The sequence below is a fragment of the Vallitaleaceae bacterium 9-2 genome (assembly GCA_038396585.1).
GTDB lineage: Bacteria > Bacillota > Clostridia > Lachnospirales > Vallitaleaceae > UBA1351.
In genome coordinates, this window is the sequence record CP121691.1 from 748,553 (window position 1) to 769,774 (window position 21,222).

Annotated in this window: 17 protein-coding genes; 16 read left to right on the plus strand and 1 reads right to left on the minus strand. The window is 36.9% G+C overall.

The window, feature by feature from the left end; all coding sequences use genetic code 11:
- Window positions 1-142 precede the first annotated feature (142 nt).
- From QBE53_03520 to argF, 4 genes are all read left to right on the plus strand, one after another.
- A complete protein-coding gene (locus QBE53_03520) occupies window positions 143-1,327 on the plus strand; it encodes a patatin-like phospholipase family protein (protein WZL82192.1) in 1,185 nt (394 codons plus the stop codon).
- A gap of 52 nt (window positions 1,328-1,379) precedes the next feature.
- Entirely contained in the window at window positions 1,380-2,939 is a 1,560-nt protein-coding gene (locus QBE53_03525; GenBank protein WZL82193.1) for an HD domain-containing protein, read from the plus strand.
- Window positions 2,926-5,067 (plus strand): RNA degradosome polyphosphate kinase, encoded by a 2,142-nt coding sequence (locus QBE53_03530; protein WZL82194.1) that lies wholly within the window; start codon window positions 2,926-2,928, stop codon window positions 5,065-5,067. The genes QBE53_03525 and QBE53_03530 overlap by 14 nt, the downstream gene beginning before the upstream one ends.
- Window positions 5,068-5,142: 75 nt before the next feature.
- Window positions 5,143-6,078 carry an ornithine carbamoyltransferase gene (gene argF / locus QBE53_03535; protein WZL83261.1) on the plus strand — a complete coding sequence of 312 codons (936 nt, stop codon included), beginning with the start codon at window positions 5,143-5,145 and terminating at the stop codon, window positions 6,076-6,078.
- A 132-nt stretch (window positions 6,079-6,210) separates the two neighbouring features.
- Here argF and fabG read toward each other — a convergent pair whose 3' ends face one another.
- Window positions 6,211-6,945 (minus strand): 3-oxoacyl-ACP reductase FabG, encoded by a 735-nt coding sequence (fabG, locus tag QBE53_03540; protein ID WZL82195.1) that lies wholly within the window; start codon window positions 6,943-6,945, stop codon window positions 6,211-6,213.
- Between the two features lie 134 nt (window positions 6,946-7,079).
- Between fabG and QBE53_03545 the strand changes: the two genes are divergently transcribed.
- From QBE53_03545 to uvrB, 12 genes are all read left to right on the plus strand, one after another.
- A complete protein-coding gene (locus QBE53_03545) occupies window positions 7,080-8,063 on the plus strand; it encodes an LCP family protein (protein ID WZL82196.1) in 984 nt (327 codons plus the stop codon).
- 21 nt (window positions 8,064-8,084) lie between these two features.
- Window positions 8,085-9,482, plus strand: coding sequence for an LCP family protein (locus tag QBE53_03550; protein ID WZL82197.1), 1,398 nt, complete (start codon window positions 8,085-8,087; stop codon window positions 9,480-9,482).
- An 11-nt stretch (window positions 9,483-9,493) separates the two neighbouring features.
- Window positions 9,494-10,222 carry a WecB/TagA/CpsF family glycosyltransferase gene (locus tag QBE53_03555; protein ID WZL82198.1) on the plus strand — a complete coding sequence of 243 codons (729 nt, stop codon included), beginning with the start codon at window positions 9,494-9,496 and terminating at the stop codon, window positions 10,220-10,222.
- 9 nt (window positions 10,223-10,231) lie between these two features.
- Entirely contained in the window at window positions 10,232-11,125 is an 894-nt protein-coding gene (locus QBE53_03560; GenBank protein ID WZL82199.1) for a YitT family protein, read from the plus strand.
- A gap of 236 nt (window positions 11,126-11,361) precedes the next feature.
- Entirely contained in the window at window positions 11,362-12,474 is a 1,113-nt protein-coding gene (ugpC, locus tag QBE53_03565; protein ID WZL82200.1) for a sn-glycerol-3-phosphate ABC transporter ATP-binding protein UgpC, read from the plus strand.
- Between the two features lie 129 nt (window positions 12,475-12,603).
- Window positions 12,604-13,698, plus strand: a complete 1,095-nt coding sequence (locus tag QBE53_03570) for a helix-turn-helix domain-containing protein (protein ID WZL82201.1) — start codon at window positions 12,604-12,606, stop codon at window positions 13,696-13,698.
- Window positions 13,699-13,734: 36 nt separating this feature from the next.
- On the plus strand, window positions 13,735-14,421 hold the full coding sequence (gene ftsE, locus QBE53_03575; protein WZL82202.1) for a cell division ATP-binding protein FtsE: 687 nt from the start codon (window positions 13,735-13,737) through the stop codon (window positions 14,419-14,421).
- The gene (gene ftsX / locus QBE53_03580) at window positions 14,411-15,319 is read left to right on the plus strand and encodes a permease-like cell division protein FtsX (GenBank protein ID WZL82203.1); all 909 of its coding nucleotides are present in this window, start codon (window positions 14,411-14,413) and stop codon (window positions 15,317-15,319) included. The genes ftsE and ftsX overlap by 11 nt, the downstream gene beginning before the upstream one ends.
- A gap of 40 nt (window positions 15,320-15,359) precedes the next feature.
- A complete protein-coding gene (locus QBE53_03585; protein WZL82204.1) occupies window positions 15,360-16,535 on the plus strand; it encodes a peptidoglycan DD-metalloendopeptidase family protein in 1,176 nt (391 codons plus the stop codon).
- Window positions 16,536-16,555: 20 nt separating this feature from the next.
- Complete coding sequence (locus QBE53_03590) at window positions 16,556-17,743, plus strand: S41 family peptidase (protein ID WZL82205.1); 1,188 nt, start codon at window positions 16,556-16,558, stop codon at window positions 17,741-17,743.
- A gap of 87 nt (window positions 17,744-17,830) precedes the next feature.
- Entirely contained in the window at window positions 17,831-19,069 is a 1,239-nt protein-coding gene (locus QBE53_03595) for a PDZ domain-containing protein (GenBank protein ID WZL82206.1), read from the plus strand.
- Window positions 19,070-19,231: 162 nt separating this feature from the next.
- Window positions 19,232-21,217 (plus strand): excinuclease ABC subunit UvrB, encoded by a 1,986-nt coding sequence (gene uvrB, locus QBE53_03600; GenBank protein ID WZL82207.1) that lies wholly within the window; start codon window positions 19,232-19,234, stop codon window positions 21,215-21,217.
- Window positions 21,218-21,222: the final 5 nt, after the last annotated feature.

The window sequence follows — 21,222 nt, forward strand, 5'->3', positions numbered from 1 at the left end:
ACCTCCTGAGCGTTGTTTTATAAAGATGATACCATGGGATGAAGTATTAATCAACAAGATGATTTAGAGCAAAAATATTGATTAGTTTTTATGAGTATGCTATTTTTAATATAGACAAGGTGAGTATTTGGAGGTGTATTTTATGGAAGAGTATCAACATAAACGTTATGGTTTAGTCTTTGAAGGTGGCGGCACACGTGGGGCATATGAAGTCGGTGTGTGGAAAGCGTTAAAAGAATTGGATATACAAATTGATGCAGTTGTTGGGACGTCAATCGGTGCAATTAATGGAGCCTTGTTTGTGCAAAATGATTTGGACAAAGCCTTAGAGATATGGAATAATATCCGCTATTCAAAAGTCATCAATATTGAAGATCGACTGATGTTGAGCCTAGAAAATAACCAGCTTCGTAACCTAAATTTTTCAGAGGCCTTAAAGGCGTTTGGAGACATCATTAAGAACCGAGGCTTAGATATTAGCCCCTTAAAAAAGCTTCTTGAAGAGGTTATTGATGAAAAAGCGATTCGAGAATCGAAGATCAACTATGGATTAACAACATTTAACCTATCGGATATGCGCCCGGAAGAATTGATGGTGGATGATATTGAACCGAATCGTTTGGCAGGTTATGTCTTAGCCAGTGCCTATTTGCCGGCGTTTCGTTCGGAGCGTATTTTTGGAAAACGCTTTCTTGATGGCGCCTTCCATAATGTGGCGCCAATAAGTATGCTGGTGAAAAAAGGATATAAGGATATCATTGTTGTACGTATTCATGGTGTGGGGATAGAACAAACCTATGATGATACAGATGTGAATGTAATTGAAATAAAAACTCAGGAAGATTTAGGTGGCGTTCTAGAATTTGATATTGAACGGATTAAAAAAAACATACAGTTAGGCTATTTTGATACACGAAGGATATTTGAAAATGGGCGAGGGCAAAAGTATTATATATCCGATTACCATAGTGAAGCATATTATCTAAAGCAGTTTTTAAGATTAAGTAAGCGAAGTGTTGTACGTGGATTACTCGCTATTGCAGGCAAAAGTTCTATGCGAGGATATAAACATAAGGAACGTCTGATTTGTGAAGTCTTGTTACCTTTAATAGCCAAAGAAGTTAAGTTAAAAAAAGATGCATCCTATGAACAGATATATATTGCATTACTTGAGATGGTAGCGCTTGCTCTAAATATTGAGCGATTTAAACACTATAGTCTTAAAGAATTAAGAACTTGCGTAAGTCAAGAGATGCAAACAGGACAACAGGCGATATTATTTGACCATCCTCTATATGATATTTTTGTAAACTTATTTGAATCATAGGCGAAATGCCAAGGGAGTATGGTATAATAATGATTATTGAGGAGGCAAAAAAATGAGTAAAAAAGTGGTGGCAGCAATAGACTTGGGCTCACATGCCCTTCGAATGAAAGTTGGAGAAATCAATCGATCCGGACTTTTTCATGAGCTTGAGAATTATAGAAAAATCAACGGAGTAGGTCATGATACATTTACAACAGGAAAAGTTTCGTTTGAGACGGTAGACAAAATTTGTGATGAGCTTAAATTGTTCAAAAAATCTTTTGTAGAATATGGAGTGGATCAATACTTGGCTATGGCAACAAGTGCCCTTAGAGAAGCTGAGAACAGAGATTATATTGTTGACCAGATCCGGCTAAAGACCGGACTTGAAATCAAGGTCATCAGTAACTCAGAAGAACAGTATTTGACCCATAAAGCCATTAAGCATCAGTTGAGCGACTATGAGCAATTAATTCAAGAAGGAGCCGTCGTCGTTGTTGTAGGTGCTGGTAGTGTTCAGATTACAACCTATAAAGATGGACGCCTTCGATCTTCGCAAAATGTAAAGATGGGGTCGCTAAGAATAAAAGAAGTATTTGAGGATATCGAACGTAAAGCAATTAATTATCATAATATATTGGACGAATATATATCGACAAATTTAGAAGGTGTAGATTACTTTAAAGACACAGATACATATAAGCATTTGATTGCTGTCGGCGGAGAATTAAGCATCATAAGCAAGTTAATTGAGAATCAAGAAAATACTCACATTGGACAGCTATCAGAAAAAGAGTTTTTAAAACTATTTGATCATATAGTTGATATGACCATTGAAGAAATTGAAGAAACCTATGGCGTGAAAAGAGAACGTGCAGAGATTATATTACCGTCAATGATGCTCTTTAAAATGTTTTTAGAAAAAGTAGAGAGTAATCAAATTATTACGCCAATTATATCGTTAACAGATGGTATTATACGATTGATTCATGAAGAGCTTTACTTAAAAAAGAAAAGTGATGAAAATAATGATGATATTATTGCAAATGCAAAAGCATTAGCCAGAAAGTTTCAGTATAATGAACCACATGCAAAAAAAGTAGAAGAAAATGCACTTATCTTGTTTGATCGTTTAAAAAAAATACATGGACTAAAGCAAGAACGTGTTTTACTCCAGGTAGCAGCAATTTTGCATGATATAGGTAAAGTTGTTGCACTCGATCAGCATTATTTGCATTCGTATAATTTAATTCGGTCATTGGAGATTTTTGGGCTTTCAGAAGAACATGTTGAAATGGTAGCTAATATTGCATGCTATCATAGCATGGTCAAACCAACAGTTACTGACCAAAACTTTAATGGTTTACCTAGAGAGTCGCGAACAAAAGTTGGGAAGCTTATTTCAATTATCCGCTTGGCAGATGCCTTAGACCGATCTCACAAAGGCAAGATTCAGATTCAATCAGTTCGCCTCCATGAAAAAGAGCTGGTGATTCATTGTACAAGTGCTGTAAATGTAGATACAACATTAGAAGAATGGACCTTTAATCAGAAGGCGGATTATTTTATGGAAGTGTTTGGAATTACGCCACGACTAAAAATCAAGAGGGAGTTTGAGAATGAAAAAAAATAAGAACATTGATTTAAATCATCCGGCATTATATGAAAATCGAGAACTAAGTTGGTTGGAATTTAATCAGCGTGTTCTTTGGGAAGCAGAAAATATAGAGAATCCATTATTTGAACGTGTAAAATTCTTATCCATAGTCAGTAGTAATTTGGATGAATTTTTTATGGTTCGTGTTGCCTCGTTAATGGAACAAATCCATGCAGGTTATGATAAGCCTGACTTTTCAGGATTGTCACCAAAAGAGCAGATTGAACAGATTTCTATTCGAGCACACACAATGGTTGAAGATCAATGCAATGTGTTCAAACGCTCTATTTTGCAAGGATTAAAAAAAGAGAATATTATTTTTACGCTTGACTTTAGTCAGCTTAGTGAACAACAGATAGAGTATATTGACCACTATTTTGAAAACAATTTGTACCCGATATTGACGCCGATGGCAGTGGATTCATCCCGTCCCTTCCCTTTGATTTTGAATAAAAGTTTAAACATAGCAACAATTTTAGAAAAAGATGGTCAGGAATTTTTTGCAACAGTTCAAGTGCCGGCAATGATCAATCGTTATTTGGAAATACCGGCAGCACATGAAGGCGAACGTCAATTTGTTATGCTAAAAGACATTATTACGCATCATATATCGACTCTGTTTATGGGATATAGTGTGCTTTGTTCATCAGCCTATCGGATTACACGTAATGCTGACTTAACTATTGATGAAGAAGAAGCAGAAGATTTATTGCTTGAAATAGAAAAATCCATTAAAAAACGAAAATGGGGAGAAGCGATTCGCCTTGAAATTGATCAAAAGGTGGATGAACGGATATTAAGTTTTTTAAAAGAAGCTTTAAAACTCAAAAATCGTTCGATTTATAAAATCAATGGACCGATTGATCTCACTTTCTTAATGAAAGTCTACGGGATGAGCAATACAAAAGATTTGAAATTTAAAGACTACTCGCCCAAACGACCTAAAGATTTATTAGGCGAAGAGGATATTTTTGAGGCAATCAAGAAAAAAGATATTTTCTTGAACCATCCGTTTGAAAGTTTTGAACCTGTTGTGGAATGGATTCAAGATGCGGCAAAAGATCCTTTTGTTCTTGCAATCAAGCAGACCTTATATCGTGTATCTGGTCGCTCGCCCATTATACAAGCACTGGCAGAAGCGGCAGAAGCCGGTAAGCAAGTCACTGTATTGGTAGAGCTAAAAGCAAGGTTTGATGAAGAAAACAATATCCAATGGGCAAGACGCTTAGAAAAAGCAGGGTGCCATGTTATTTACGGACTTGTTGGTTTAAAGACCCATTCAAAGGTCACACTCATTGTAAGAAAAGAAGATGATGGCATTCGCCGCTATGTCCACTTGGGAACAGGAAATTACAATGACATCACGGCAAGGTTCTATACAGACATGGGGCTACTGACTGTTAATGAGCAAGTGGGGCGGGATGTTTCAGCAATCTTTAATACGTTGTCCGGATACTCTGAACCTCCCCGTTTGCATAAGATAACCATGGCACCAACTCAATTACGCGACAGGTTTATTTATATGATTCGTCGTGAAGCGACATATGCAAGTGAAGGAAAGAAAGCGCAGATTATCTGTAAGATGAATTCATTATGTGATTTTGAAGTGATGCAGGAGCTATATAAGGCTTCCATGGCTGGAGTTAAGATTGAACTGATTGTACGAGGGATTTGCTGCTTGATTCCTAATGTGGAAGGTGTCAGTGACAATATTACTGTGCGTAGTATTGTTGGAAAATACTTGGAACATAGCCGTATATATTATTTCTACAATGACGGAAAAGAAAACATCTATTTGTCAAGTGCCGATTGGATGCCCAGAAACCTTAACCGCCGAGTAGAGTTGCTTTTTCCTTTGGAGGCAAAACATATTAAAACGCGAGTTATGGATATGCTGGAGATACAACTTAAAGATGTTGTTAAAGCCAAGATAAAAGATCGGGATAAAAATTATAATCGTATCGACCGACGAGGAAAGCCTGTCATTAATTCACAAGATTATTTTGAAGACGAGGCAATAGAGGTTGAAAAGAAATATTATCGAAAAGAGATTGAAGAAACATTTACACCCATTATGTCCCATGATACAGAGGATGTCATTTGACAAAAAAGAAATATTTGAGTATAATTATAAAAATAAATGAATATATATTCAAAAAGAAGGGGTGGAACAATGGCAATCAATTTAAAAGGACGAAGTTTATTAACGCTTAAGGATTATACGTCAGAAGAGATAGAGTATCTAGTCGATTTAGCAATTACGCTTAAGAAAAAGAAAGCAATGGGCATCAAGGGCGAATTGCTTGCAGGAAAGAATATTGCCCTTATCTTTGAAAAACCTTCAACACGTACACGATGCGCATTTACAGTAGGGTGTGTTGATGAAGGTGGACATCCGGAGTACTTGGGAAAAAATGACATTCAATTAGGTCATAAGGAATCAGTAGAAGATACAGCCCGTGTTTTAGGACGGTTATTTGACGCCATAGAGTTTAGAGGCTTTAGTCAAAAAACCGTAGAGACATTGGCTGCATACAGTAAAGTTCCTGTATGGAATGGACTGACAGATGCATATCATCCGACTCAGATTCTTGCCGATTTAATGACAATCAAAGAAAATTTTGGGACATTTAAAGGAATTAAACTGACGTATATAGGTGATGGACGCAACAATATGGGTAACTCCTTAATGATTGGATGTGCAAAAGTAGGTATTCATTTTTCCATCATCGCACCGGCGTTTTTGTGGCCGGAAAAGAACTTGGTGGAAGAATGTCAAGAGTATGCAAAAGCATCCGGAGCAAAGATAACGATTATTGATGATGTCAATGAAGTCAAGGACAGTCATATCGTCTATACCGATGTATGGGTTTCGATGGGCGAAGAAGGAAAAAGCAAAGAACGCGTTGAACAATTAAGACCTTATCAAGTGAATGCAAACTTAATGGAGAAAGCATTACCACAAGCAGTTGCCATGCATTGCCTTCCTGCAGTGAAAGGCTATGAAATTACGGAAGAAGTGTTCGAAAAGCATAGCAAAATAATTTTTGATGAAGCTGAAAACCGTATGCATACAATTAAGGCAGTGATGGTTGCAACATGTGGCAACGGCTAGAGCTAAGTGATAATCTAAATGTATAATTTAAGAATAAAAAACAGATGTAACGTAAGATAGCGTTGCATCTGTTTTTTTATGGTGAGCGTGTGCCTATTGTGTGCCACCATCACCATTGCATGCCACCATGACCTATTGCATGCCACCATCATAGGTAATGACTTGCCCATTAAGATATAAGCCGTGGCGAATAATAGCATATGCAAATTCAGCGACTTCTTCTGGTGTTCCATAACGTGACATAGAGATTGAAGCGCTTAGAGCTTCGTGCTCTTGCTCAGATAAAAATGCATTCATGCCTGTGTCAATGACGCCACACGCAAGAGCATTCACACGAATATTTGAAGGACCAAGTTCTTTAGCTAGAGCCTTTGAAAAACTATTGAGACCTCCCTTAGAGGCAGAATATGCGACTTCCATTGAAGCTCCGTCATTGCCCCAGATGGAGCTAATGTTAAGAATGTGTCCATTATGATTGCGAACCATTTCGGGAACGACAAAAGAACACATGTTATAGACAGAGGTAAGGTTTGTATTTATAACATGTTGCCAATCTTCATAGGATGTTTCTGTGAATAACTTGATATGGCTGACGCCTGCATTATTTACAAGAATACGTATGGGATGGTTTAATTGGTGAATTTCGTCAAACATTTTTGCAACATTTTCATAGTTTGAGACGTCACATAATATAGGATAAGCTTTAAATCCCTTTTCCTCGATGGTGTGAACTGTTTGAAGCAGTCCGTCTTGGTCGCTTTTTGAAATACAAACCACAAGAGAGTCTTTATTTGCAAGTCGAATAGCAATGGCTTGACCAATTCCTTTGGAAGCTCCGGTGACAAGAACTAATGATAAACCGTTCATATATTTCGATTCCTTTCTAGAGAAGTTTATACGAATAATATATACTATTTTTAAAACTTATTCAATTTTTTATATGCAGGATAGAGGTATATATGGTAATATAGAGGTTGAAATTATTTTGCATGGAGGGCGACATGGATAAAGACTTACGAGAATTATTAATGTTATCGTTAACAATAGCGATTATATTTTTTAGTTCATTTTTAGTGGTAGGAACCCATAAAGACAATCAACAAGAGATAGAAGAGACAGTTCAAACGGATAAAGGCATTGAAGAAGTTCAAGTGGAAGAGGAAGAAGTTGAGGAGGAATCCTTTCATCCAGACTCGTTTACAGGGCTTTTAATAGGATTTGATAAGTCTCGAGGATTAACGGATGTTATTATGGTAGGATATTTTGATGCGACAACGAGTGAGTTTAAAGTTATCTCCGTTCCCCGTGACTTGCATATTGACTTTCGAAAAGAGCCGTTTAAGACGATTAAAGAAAATGATCCCAACAATCGAATTGCTTATTGTAAGTTAGGCGAAGTCTATTACAATCTAGGGAAAGATCATGATGCACTAAAGCAATTAAAAAAGATTATTAGTGTTATTGTAGGATTAGAAATAGATTATATGGCAACGATTGATGTCGGAGGATTTAAAGAAGTTGTTGATGCGGTTGGTGGGGTTGAGTTTTATGTTCCTCAGCGTATGTACTATCCTGACCCGCTACAAGATTTATATATTGATTTACAAGAAGGGTTACAGCTACTGGATGGGGACAAAGCAGAACAGCTGGTACGTTACCGAAAGTATAAAATGGGTGACTTGCAACGTATTCAAGTACAACAAGATTTTATGGTTGCCTTATATACGAAGATTAGTCAGATTAGAGACTTCAATAAGGTTGCTGAATTGGTAACTATCGGATATAATATATTTGACTCGGATTTCGGACTGGCCTTTGTATTAGACTATGCGCAGTATTTTTTCGACATGAAAGACCAGGATATATTATCTTCAGAGAATATGGTGATTTTACCATCCTATGGAGAAAAAATTAATGGAATTTGGTATCAGATGTGGTCATTAGAAGAGCATCATGAAGTAGTAGAAGAATTAATGAATCGATGACATAGGAATTAAGGAGTTATCATGGCTAAAAAGAGAAAAAACAGGCATATATATTTGATCAATAAATTCATAAAAATATTTTTTGTATCCTTTGTATTGCTAATTATAGTAGCATCTTTGGGAACGTATGGATATGTTCAAATAACAAGCAACAAGATTTTAGAAGCATTAAAAAATAATCCGATTACAGTGAATGGAACCGATGATGGTATTGACGAGGTGCTAAGCGAAGAAGATGCATCTCATATTGTGGCCAAGGAATTAACAACAGTAGCGATTTTTGGTGTAGACGAAGATGGTTATCGTACCGATGTGAATATGATTGCCTTTTTTAACCATAAGCTTGGAGATATTGATATTATATCTATCCCAAGAGATACAAAGGTCCGCATTCCGGATGATATTTATTCGGAGATAACAAAGGTACGTAGTGACGTAAAACAATATTCACGTATCAACGCGATACCGGCATATGTCAGTAGTAAAAAGCGTAATGATACTTCGGTTGAAGTGCTAGAGCAAGTGTTTGGCGTAAAAATTGACTACTATGTTAATATGAACTTGGAAGGATTTAAATATATTGTTGATGCAGTAGGTCCTATTTATATGGATATTCCAAAGCCTTTGAAATATAGTGACCCGCTACAGAATTTGTATATTAATCTTGATGCCGGATATCAGCCCCTTAATGGTGCTCAGGCCGAGCAATTAGTACGTTATCGCAAAGGGTATGCCAACGCAGACATCGGGCGAATCGATATGCAGCATGAATTTATGAAAGCATTTATGGAACAGGTGCTAGAGCCTGACAAAAAGTTTAATATGGTAACGATTTTAGAAACGATTTTTAACCATGTGACAACAAATTTTACTGATGCAGTGGACTATTTAATCTATATTGATGATATTTCTGCAGATAAGATAAGCATGACAACACTTCCTGGAGCTGGAAGTAAGACAGATGGATCTTATGAATATGATCAGGCGGCATCAAAAGAATTAATCGAAGGCATTATCAATAAAAAAGAGGTTGTTCCGGTACCGGAAAATCAAAATGCAGATGGTCAAGAAGCAACCAATGATGAAGGGACACAAGAACCAGAAGTTGAAATTGAAGTGGACCCAATTGAAATACTAGATCCAACAGAGTTTGCCATTTCTGTACAAAATGCAACGAACATCAGCGGATTAGCAGGACGTACAAAAGAGCGACTTAAAACCATAGGGTTTGATGTAGTGGATGCAAGTAATTATAAGGATAAATCCCTAAAGCAAACCATTATCATAGCACCGGTTCAAGAAGTGGGTGAAGCGTTAGAGACGCATTTTAATAATCCGAAAATTACAATTGATGAATCGTTGATGGACAAAGAAATTCAAGTGATTATTGCCGTTGGTGCCAATGACAGTGATCAATAGAGCGAGGAAATATGAAAACTAGAGAGAATATTTTAGGTGTGATTTTTGACAATGTCACGATGCAAGAAGCGTTTAACTATGGACTTGGTTTGTTTTCACGACAAACCAAGTCAGTTATTTACACTCCGAATCCGGAGATTGTTATGGCGGCTTATGAGGATGATGACCTTAAGAACAACCTTAATCAAGCTGATTTAGTATTGCCGGATGGAATTGGAGTGGTTATTGGGTCAAAGCTCATAGGCAGACCTTTAAAAGAGAGAGTTGCAGGATTTGATTTTATCCAACAACTATTCGCAGCATTAAAAGATACGGACTATACCGTATATTTTTTTGGCTCAAAAGAGGGCGTTGCAGAATTAGCGGCAGAAAAAATGAAAAAGAAATATCCGGGGCTTTCCATAGCTGGAACATGGCATGGATATGAAAAAGATACCGAGAAAGTTATTGCAGATATTAATCGAGTAAAACCGGACTTGTTATTAGTCGGTTTGGGTGCGCCAAGGCAGGAACAATGGATTTCACAAAACAAGGAGCGCATTGACGCAAAAGTATTTGCGGGCATCGGAGGATCGTTTGATGGTATGGCAGGCGTTGTTAAACGGGCGCCGGATATTTTTATACGGTTAAATCTTGAGTGGTTTTATCGCTTACTTAAGCAGCCGACACGATTTAAGCGTATGTTAAAGCTACCATTATTTTTAATAAAAGTGATTATTGAAGGACGAAATTACACGTAGAGGTGAATTATGGAAATACGAATCAAGCGACACCCGATTATTGACTATTTACTTATTATCATTGGTACAACAATTTTAGCCATTTCGATTAACATGTTCTTTGATCCACTGGAGATGGTTACAGGAGGCGTTACCGGATTAGCAATTATTATTAAAGCGGTTACTGAGAACCTGATAGAAGGTGGGGTACCAATTTATCTGACAAACTTGCTAATTAACGTTCCGCTATTTATTATTGCAGTTATTTTAAAGGGGAAAAACTTTGGCGTACGAAGCCTGTTTGCAACATTTTATCTATCTTTTGCCTTGTTATATACGGATGGATTACAACCCTTGACCTTTGATAATTTGTTAGGAGGCGTCTTTGGAGGTGTGCTTGCAGGCGTAGGACTTGGACTTGTTTTTAGTGCTTTTTCGACAACAGGAGGTACAGATTTAGCGGCAAGTATTATTCAACACTTTGCTAAACATATTTCCGTAGCGCAGATTATGCTTTTTTTAGATGCGTTGATTGTACTTTTAGGATTGTATATTTTTGGACCCGAAAAGACGATGTATGCCATTATTTCTATATATATATCCATGAAAGTTATTGATGGCATATTGGAAGGACTCCATTTTTCCAAGGCGGCCTTTATTATTTCGGATTTTAGCGAAGCTATTTCTGAACAGCTAATGGAAACTTTGGATCGTGGCGTGACTGGACTCAGTGCGGAAGGAAAATATACGCACAATAAAAAGGAGCTTCTCTTGTGTGTTGTGTCTAAAAGAGAAATCGTAACCCTAAAAGAAATTGTTCGAGATATCGATAAAAATGCATTTGTTATTGTTGCAGACGTGCGAGAAGTGGTTGGAGAAGGGTTTGTGGAATATGAAGTCCCTAAAAATGAAGCGATAAAATAGACAATGTGCCCATAAATTAGAGTCTGTTTTGGTGTGATAACAGAATGTGTTGTTCAATGTTGATAGGAAAAAAAGGAAAAAACCTTTGAATATATTGCAAAATAGCTGTAAATAGCAATGTACACAAATTCAAAAAGCACCTTTTGTATATTTAAGCCATAGTTTTCATTGGTTAAGTATAGTATAGTAATACATAACGTAACAGACATTAACCAATATTCCACAAGGGGGCCCATATGGCAAGTTTATCTCTTAAGAACATCAAAAAAGTATATGCAGGAAATGTAACAGCAGTTCAAGACTTCAACCTTGAAATTGCAGACAAAGAATTTATCATCTTCGTTGGACCATCAGGATGTGGTAAATCTACGACACTTCGTATGATTGCTGGTCTTGAAGAAATCTCAGAAGGTGAATTATACATTGGCGATCGTTTAGTAAACGATGTAGAGCCAAAAGATCGTGATATTGCGATGGTTTTCCAAAACTATGCATTGTATCCACATATGACCGTATACGATAACATGGCATTTGGTCTTAAATTACGTAAGACTCCAAAAGCTGAAATTGATCGTCGTGTACAAGAAGCAGCTAAGATTCTTGGTATTGAAGTATTGCTTGATCGTCGACCAAAAGCATTATCTGGTGGACAACGTCAACGTGTTGCTATGGGTCGTGCGATTGTTCGTGAGCCAAAAGTATTCTTAATGGATGAGCCTTTATCAAACCTTGATGCTAAGCTTAGAGTTCAAATGCGTATTGAGATTTCTCGCTTACATCAAAGACTTCAAACAACAATTATCTATGTAACTCATGACCAGGTAGAGGCGATGACACTTGGAACAAGAATCGTTGTTATGAAAGATGGTATTATCCAACAAGTGGATACACCTTCAAACCTTTATGATCACCCAACAAACCTTTTCGTTGCTGGATTCATTGGTTCACCTCAAATGAACTTCTTGGATGCAAAAGTTTCAAGAACAGGTGATGATATCACTTTATTATTTGGAACAAACTCGATTTTATTAAAAGGAAAGCAAGCACAATCTATGATTGATGGTGGCTATGTAGATAAAGAAATCGTATTTGGTATCCGTCCAGAAGACATTCATGAAGATCAAGCTTATATGGATGCACATCCAGAAGCAGTTATTGATTTTGATGTTAACGTTGTCGAAATGTTAGGTGCTGAGCTTAATGTTATCGGTAGTGTAGATGCTTTTGATGTTACTGCTAAGACTGATCCACGATACAAAGTTGAATCAGGTCAAACAGTAAAAATGGCATTTGACCTTAATCGCTTACATTTATTCGACAAAGAGACAGAAAAAGTAATAGAATTGTAAGAGTAAAACAAAAATAATTGGAGGGAATGCACAAAATTGTGCATTCCCTCTTTCAATTTTGTAAATTATGCTATAAAATGGAAACAGAATCCAAAGATGCAAAGCATCTAGAAAGTAGGAGAAAGTTATATGATTTCGAATCAAATAATTCAAAACACAATTGAAGGATTAAAAACAATTACTCGCATTGAACTTAGCGTTATGGATCCCGATGGAAAAATATTAGCAACAACAGAAGAAGAAAAACTAGGGGAATACAATTATGCAGTCCCTGATTTTATTAATTCACAAGCAGAGAGTCAACTTGTACAAGGCTATCAATTTTTCAAAGTATTTGATGACCGTACAGTGGAGTATGTTATTTCTGCCCAAGGTGAAGCAGAAGATGTATATAAAATCGGAAAGATAGCATCCTTCCAAATTCAAAATCTGTTGGTTGCTTACAAAGAACGTTTTGATAAGGACAACTTTATCAAAAACTTATTGTTAGATAATCTATTGCTTGTCGATATCTATAATCGTTCAAAAAAATTACACATTGAAACGGATGTACGTCGTGTATCAATGATCGTAGAAACCAAATTCGAAAAAGACACAAATGCTCTTGAAATCGTACGTAGTATTTTCCCAGCTAAAACGAAAGATTTTATTACAGCTGTGGATGAAAAAAATATTATTTTAGTTAAAGAGCTTAAAGAAACAGATACCATTGAAGATATTGAAAAATTGGCACGTATGATTGTAGATACATTAAATGCAGAGGCGATGAGCTCCGTTTATGTTGCTATTGGAACTGTGGTGAATGACATTAAAGATGTATCAAGATCCTACAAAGAAGCAAAGATGGCATTGGAAGTTGGAAAAATCTTCTATACAGAAGCACATGTTATGGCATATGAAAACCTAGGTATTGGACGACTAATTTATCAATTGCCAATTCCACTATGTAAAATGTTTATCAGTGAAATTTTCCAAGGACAATCACCGGATGAATTTGATGATGAAACACTGGCAACGATTAATAAATTTTTTGAAAACAGCTTAAATGTGTCGGAAACTTCAAGACAATTATATATCCATCGTAATACACTGGTATACCGCTTAGATAAACTTCAAAAAAACACAGGATTGGACTTAAGAACATTTGAAGACGCAATTACATTTAAAATTGCATTGATGGTTGTAAAATACATGCGTTATATGAGCCAGTCAGATGTATATTAACAATGGTCTTATCCGATAGGATAAGGGAGGCTTAAAATGATACGATTAGAAAATGTTTCAAAGACATATCCCAATGGCGTCAAAGCCCTTGACGATGTGTCATTTTCCATAGAAAAAGGAGAGTTTGTATTTATTGTCGGAGGAAGTGGCTCGGGAAAAACTTCGATAATCAAAAGCTTGATGCGTGAGATAAAAGTATCCTCCGGGCAGATATATGTTGAGGGTGTAGACATAACGAAACTAAGCAATCGAAAAGTTCCAAAGCTACGTCGTAATTTAGGTGTAGTTTTTCAGGATTTTCGATTGCTACAAAATATGTCTGTTTATCAAAATGTCGCATTTGCGCTGCGTGTAACAGAAACACCTACACGCATTATACGAAAAACCGTTCCGACATTACTATCTATGGTCGGACTAACGCACAAAGCAAAAATGAAACCTTATCAATTATCAGGTGGAGAACAGCAGAGAACAGCATTAGCTAGGGCTCTTGCAAATAATCCGCCTATTCTTATTGCAGATGAACCCACAGGTAACTTGGATCCAAAAATCTCCTGGGAAATCATGCGGTTGCTTCAAGACATTAACATGAGAGGAACGACAGTCGTTGTAGTAACTCATGATCGAGAAATCGTTGATGCAATGAAAAAACGTGTGATAACGTTAAAACATGGACGTGTAATTAAGGACATTCAAAGAGGAGACTATGGTTATGAGAATTAAAACTCTATGGTATTGCTTGATAGAAGGCATAAAAAACCTTTTTAAGAATAGATTGATGTCACTTGCATCCATATTGACCATTGTAGCAAGCTTATTTATTGTTAGTATTTTTTACTCCATAACAGTAAATTTAAACTATACACTAGATGAATTTGAGCATAATATTGGAATTGCAATATTTTTTGAAGAAAATGTAACAGAAAACGAAATATTAACACTTAAGACCCAATTGGAAGCGCGTGAAGAAGTGTATGAAGTGACCTATGTTAGTGAAAAACAGGCATGGGAGGATTTCAAAGGAGACTATTTTGCAGGAAGAGAAGATTTACTTGAAGGATTTGATGAAGATAATCCATTGGTTGGATCGGCTTCTTTGCAGGTTCTGTTTGATGATATATCAAAGCAAGACCATCTTATTCGTCTCCTAGAATCGGAAAGCATTGTTCGACACGTTAAGGAAGCTAGAGAAGTGGCGGCTATAGTTGAGAACTTTAATGATTTGGTTGCATATATCAGCTTAGCGCTTATTGTCATCCTATCAATTATTTCGCTATTTATTATTTCAAACACGATTCGCTTAGGTATTGCTCTTAGAAAGCGCGAAATTAATGTTATGCGTTATATCGGAGCAAAGTCGATGATGATTCGTGGTCCTTTTATTGTTGAAGGGGCGCTTATTGGAGTCATAGGTGCGGCTATACCACTTATTGCGATATCCAATTTTTATGATCGAGTCATACAAAGTATTATGACGCAATTTTACCTTTTGAATGATTTTCTTGTATTTATTCCGGTAGAGCAATTGATGGTTCAATTAACGCCAATTATGCTTATATCAGGAGCTGCACTTGGGATTATTGGAAGTCGATTTACCATTGGAAGATATTTAAAGGTTTAACGAGGAGTTACGATACCTGTACTAATAGGAGGGTGATGATGTGGGCAAAAAATTAATACGTCAGCGGTTCTTATTAACTCTGCTTTTAGCGGTGTTGATTCCGGTTGTCGCTTTAAGCGTCAACGCAAGAACGTCAATTGAAGATTTAGAACAGCAAAAAAAAGAGACAGAACAAGCGATTGAAGATGCAAAAGAGGAATTTGCGCAAAAAAATGCAGGTATTGCAGAGCGCTCCTACCAGATTTTAGAGTTGGAGGAGGAAACGAACCGTATCAACAATGCGATTGCAAAGACAAATTCTGAGATTGCCACTAAGGAAGAAGAAATTGGTCTAACGCTTGAGCAGTTAGACTTAATCCGCGAAGAACAAGATGTATATTATGAGCAGACAAAAGAACGTATAAAGGTCATGTATGAATTTGGATCAACAGAGTATCTTGAGGTACTTCTAGAATCTAAAGATACCAGTGATTTTTTTAATCGTTTAGAATATTTGAATAAATTAGTAGCATATGATCAAGAAATGCTCGAAAAGATTCAAGAAATTGAAGAAGAAATTAAGCGTCATGAAAACCAGTTGACAGTTGAAAAAATTGAACTGGAAGAGCTGCAGGCTGAAAACATGGTTCAAAAAAATGATGTTGAGGCATTGCGCGTAAAAAAAGAAAAAGAAATTGTGTCTATTCAAGAAGATAAAGAACTTATCCTTCAAGAGATTCAAATGATGGAAAAAGAGCAAGAAGAACGCGATAAAATGATTGAAGAGCTGATAAAGCTATATGCAGATAGTACAATATTATTCGGTGGGGATCTGGACTGGCCTGTACCTGGATGGAGTCGTATCTCTTCAGAATTTGGTCCAAGAATACATCCCGTGCATGGATATCGAAGCACACATACGGGAATTGACATTCCGGCGTCCTATGGAACTTCAGTAAAAGCCGCAGGAAGCGGTCGTGTTATTTTTGCCGGTTGGGGAACAGCTTATGGTAACTTTATTTTGATTGACCACGGGGTAGACCCGCAAAAACGACATGTCGTTACCCAATATGCGCATAATTCCGAATTGTTGGTTTCAGAAGGAGATGTCGTTGTTCGCGGAGAGACCATTGCAAAGGTTGGTAGTACGGGATGGTCAACAGGGAACCATTTACACTTCGGTGTTCAAATCGGGGGCGAATGGGTGGACCCAATGAAAAAAGCATCAGCAAACTAAAGCTAGAATAGAGGGAATGCATGAAAAAAAGTAGTTTTTTTATAGGTTTAGCCAGTGGTATGATTTTAATCTTAGCTCTTCAATTTGTTTTTAATGCATTTTATCCTTTACGATATGTGCTGCAGGAAGTTGTTCCGGAGTATACAAATCAAGAGTATGAGAGTTTTGAAACGAAGGTTGAGGATGTCATTGGAAAACTAAATACATACTATTATGAAGACATTGATGAGGAATTGTTATATGAAGAAGCTATACGTGGAATGGTCGATAGTGTAGGCGATCCATATACAACATACTTTACCAAAGAAGAGTACGCCTCATTTATGGAAACCATGGAAGGCAGTTATGACGGAATCGGTGTTGTTATTTCCTATGGGGAGACAGAAGATGAAGTGGTTGTTGTCGCTCCATTTAAAGGTTCGCCAGGAGAAAAAGCAGGCATAAAGCCAAATGATCAAATCATCGCTGTTGACCATGAAGAGATTAAGGGCATTGCGCTGGATAAATTAGTTGAACGTATTAAAGGGCCCAAAGGGACAGAAGTTATCTTAACGGTAATACGAAACGGGGAGACGATGGATATTTCAATAGAACGTGCAGAGATTGAGATTCCTACAGTGGAGTATAAAATACTGGAAGATAACATAGGATATATAGCGATAAGTAGTTTTGACCTTGTTACTGAAGACCAGTTTGAAAATGCAATAGAACAGCTAAATAATCAAGGACAAGAGGGAATGATTATTGATCTGCGGTTTAACCCTGGAGGATACTTACACATTGCGTATAATATGATTGATGAATTGTTAAAAGAAGATATGTTAGTCGTATATACTGTGGATAAACAAGGGGATCGTTCTGAACTTATTACAGAGACAAAGCAATCTTTTGATAAACCACTGGTCATATTGGTCAATGGAAGCAGTGCCAGTGCATCTGAAATTATGTCGGGAGCGATAAAAGATCATGATTTAGGAACCATTGTCGGCGAGACGACATTTGGCAAAGGGTTAGTGCAACAAACCATTGACCTTGATGATGACTCAGCCGTTAAGGTGACGGTTTCAAGGTACTATACACCCGATGGAAATTACATACAAGGGGTTGGAATAGAACCGGATATCTTTGTGGAAGAAGATTATGAAAATGATGTAGATGATCAATTAGAAAAAGCAATCGAAGTTATCAAAGAACACATTAATCCATAGAACACCATGAGAATACACAAATGATTCAAGCGCCAAAACTACAACAAAGCTTTGGCGCTTGAACCCTTAATGAAAGATGAGAAAAATATGTTGGAGATAGTAAGAGTAACTTTAGAAAGTGTTGGTCATTCAATTTTTAATATTGTTTTTATATTTGGTGTGTGGATTGTTTTTTTAATTAATCGACGTTTGTACCATATTGATATTTATCGAATTATCAAAAAAAAATCAATTTTTCACGTCATGGCTGACATACTTGTACAAAGCATTATCATTGGAAGCATCATGAGCTTTATTATTGTTTTTGTTGGGGTACCGCTATTTTTTAATGCGTTTTTGGTTTTTCTTATTCCGATTTCACTCCTGCTTTCGATGATTCGCATAAGATTTTTAGATATCCATTATAGTGCAGCGCTAATTTCTGTGATGACCTTAGTTTTAAATGGACAACATATAGGTGAATATGTGTTGCCCAATATTGAAACACACATTCCTTCGCTTATGCTTCTTGTAGGCATGTTAAATGTTATCAAAGGATTGATGATATGGTTGACCCAAGACCAAAGTGTTATCCCGGTATTGAGTCGTAAAAATAATCAAATCGTCATGGGACATATCATTCATAAAAGTTGGATTTTACCCATGGGTATCTTGCTGCTGCAAATAGGCGAATTGTTAACAAATGGAATTCAAATGCCACCATGGTGGCCGATACTTGATTATGGTTATAGTCAAAGCGTATTTTTTTCAATGCTTCCATTTGTAGCTATGTTAAGTCATAATTCAATTAGCTATACACAAACACTGAAAAATCATAAAAAGCAATATGTATGGAGTAATTTGATAATCGGAAGCATCATGATCGTGATCGGTTTTTTTGCACTACATAGTTTTATACTTCAAGTGGCCGGTACGTTGATGATGATTATATTGCCAGAAGCCATTCACTGGATGCGTCTTCAAAAGGAACGAAAAACTCCGCCCATCTATTCACATCCTGAAAGTGGGCTACGAATCATGGAAGTCATTGATGGCGGTGTAGCTGATGAACTTGGTATGGAAATGGGGGAAGTCATTGAAAAAGTCAACGATACGTTGATTCATGATTTTAAACATTTTTTGCGTATGATTAAAGATGCCAAAGAGCAAATTGTCATCGAATCTAGAACTATTTCGGGGCGAATGATTCGATATGAAATTCATAAAACGAAGGATCTGTCGCGCATGGGGGTAAGATTTATTCCGGAGAAACCACTAATCACCTATTCAATGGAAAACTATAATCATATTGGATTGCTTGATTTTTTAAAAGGAAATTATAAATAGACATATAGAGAATCAGACGTTTCATGTAATAGTCATGGAACTGTTCTGATTTTTTTTGTGATTTTGAGAACATATGTTTGCAAATAGAATAGGGTATGGTATAATTATTTAACAGTAAGCAGAGAAAAGTTTGAGATGATTTGGGTAAAAAGAGGTGTAGGCATGGGACGATTTAATTTACAATCAGAGTTTAAACCAACAGGAGATCAACCACAGGCAATTCGCCAATTGTTGGAAGGGTTTCAAGAGGGGAACAAGCATGAGACTTTACTAGGAGTTACTGGCTCAGGAAAAACATTTACTATGGCAAATATCATTCAGGATATGAATGTGCCAACATTAATTATTGCACATAATAAAACTTTGGCGGCTCAATTATATTCTGAGTTTAAAGAGTTTTTTCCAGACAATGCAGTTGAGTACTTTGTTAGTTATTATGACTATTATCAACCGGAAGCTTATGTGGCGCATTCAGATACATATATAGAAAAAGATTCATCGATCAACGAGGAGATAGATAAATTACGACATTCGGCTACGGCAGCATTAGCTGAGCGCCGTGATGTTATTATTATTGCATCGGTATCGTGTATCTATGGGTTGGGATCGCCGATTGATTATAAGGAGATGGTGATTTCGCTTCGACCGGGTATGGAATATGACCGTGATGAACTCCTACGTAAGCTTGTCGATATACAGTATAAGCGTAATGACTTGGATTTTGCTCGCTCTACTTTTCGTGTACGTGGTGATGTGGTTGAAATATTCCCATCAGGTTCCTATGAAAATGCCTTGCGTATTGAGTTCTTTGGCGATGAGATTGAGCGGATTACGGAGATCAATACACTGACAGGTGAAGTGTTGTTTGACTTAAAACATGCGTCAATATTTCCTGCGTCACATTATGTCATTCCTGAAGAAAAAATCGAAAAAGCTCTAGTGGCAATTGAAGAAGAGATGATTGAACGTGTAGCTTATTTTAAGGCACATGATAAACTTATTGAAGCTCAACGTATCGCTGAACGTACAAATTTTGACATGGAGATGATACGCGAGACTGGATTTTGCTCAGGTATTGAAAACTACTCCCGCCACTTAACGGGACTGGCACCAGGGCAAGCCCCTCACACTTTAATCGACTATTTTCCAAAAGATTTCTTGATTATTGTTGATGAATCCCATATGACGATTCCCCAAATACGAGGCATGTATGCAGGCGACCAATCAAGAAAGCAAAACCTCGTGGATTATGGATTCCGATTGCCTTCAGCAAAGGATAACCGACCATTGAATTTCTCGGAGTTTGAAGAACGTGTCAATCAGATTTTATATGTATCAGCGACGCCGGGACCCTATGAAAAAGAGCATGAACAAATGTATGCTGAACAGATTATCCGCCCGACAGGATTGCTGGATCCAGAAGTTTTTGTACGTCCGGTTAAGGGACAGATTGATGACTTGATTGGTGAGATCAATCATGAAGTTGAACTAGGTAAAAAAGTTCTGGTGACAACATTGACGAAAAAAATGTCTGAAGATTTAACGGACTATATGAAAGAAATAGGGATTCGTGTACGATATCTACATTCAGATATTGATACGCTTGAACGTATTGAGATTGTACGTGACTTACGCATGGATGTCTTTGACGTACTTATTGGAATCAACTTGCTACGAGAAGGGTTAGATATCCCAGAAGTCTCTCTTGTGGCGATTGTTGATGCGGATAAAGAAGGGTTCTTGCGTTCAGAGACTGCATTGATTCAGACTGTTGGTCGAGCCGCCAGAAATAGTGAAGGTCGGGTTATTATGTATGCAGATAAAATTACTGGGTCTATGGAGCGGGCGATTACAGAAACCAATCGTCGACGTCAGATTCAGCAAGAATATAATGAAGAGCATAATATTACCCCGCAAACAATTAAAAAGGCCGTTCGCGAACTCATAGCTATATCTAAAGTAGCAGAATCCAAGAAAACATATACTTTAGACAAAGATCCAGAATCTATGGATAATCAAGAACTGGAAAAATTAATTGTTAAACTTAACCAAGATATGAAAAAAGCTGCTTTAAATTTAGACTTTGAACGTGCAGCCATGTTACGTGATGAGCTTTTTAAGTTGAAAAAGCAGATGCAAGATAGATAGGAGCA

Coding starts and splice junctions, on each gene's coding strand:
- QBE53_03520 (WZL82192.1), top strand. CDS start 143: ATGGAAGAGTATCAACATAAACGTTATGGTTTAGTCTTTGAAGGTGGC.
- QBE53_03530 (WZL82194.1), top strand. CDS start 2,926: ATGAAAAAAAATAAGAACATTGATTTAAATCATCCGGCATTATATGAA.
- QBE53_03595 (WZL82206.1), top strand. CDS start 17,831: ATGTTGGAGATAGTAAGAGTAACTTTAGAAAGTGTTGGTCATTCAATT.
- ugpC (WZL82200.1), top strand. CDS start 11,362: ATGGCAAGTTTATCTCTTAAGAACATCAAAAAAGTATATGCAGGAAAT.
- QBE53_03560 (WZL82199.1), top strand. CDS start 10,232: ATGGAAATACGAATCAAGCGACACCCGATTATTGACTATTTACTTATT.
- fabG (WZL82195.1), bottom strand. CDS start 6,945: ATGAACGGTTTATCATTAGTTCTTGTCACCGGAGCTTCCAAAGGAATT.
- QBE53_03525 (WZL82193.1), top strand. CDS start 1,380: ATGAGTAAAAAAGTGGTGGCAGCAATAGACTTGGGCTCACATGCCCTT.
- ftsX (WZL82203.1), top strand. CDS start 14,411: ATGAGAATTAAAACTCTATGGTATTGCTTGATAGAAGGCATAAAAAAC.
- QBE53_03555 (WZL82198.1), top strand. CDS start 9,494: ATGAAAACTAGAGAGAATATTTTAGGTGTGATTTTTGACAATGTCACG.
- QBE53_03550 (WZL82197.1), top strand. CDS start 8,085: ATGGCTAAAAAGAGAAAAAACAGGCATATATATTTGATCAATAAATTC.
- QBE53_03545 (WZL82196.1), top strand. CDS start 7,080: ATGGATAAAGACTTACGAGAATTATTAATGTTATCGTTAACAATAGCG.
- uvrB (WZL82207.1), top strand. CDS start 19,232: ATGGGACGATTTAATTTACAATCAGAGTTTAAACCAACAGGAGATCAA.
- ftsE (WZL82202.1), top strand. CDS start 13,735: ATGATACGATTAGAAAATGTTTCAAAGACATATCCCAATGGCGTCAAA.
- QBE53_03570 (WZL82201.1), top strand. CDS start 12,604: ATGATTTCGAATCAAATAATTCAAAACACAATTGAAGGATTAAAAACA.
- QBE53_03590 (WZL82205.1), top strand. CDS start 16,556: ATGAAAAAAAGTAGTTTTTTTATAGGTTTAGCCAGTGGTATGATTTTA.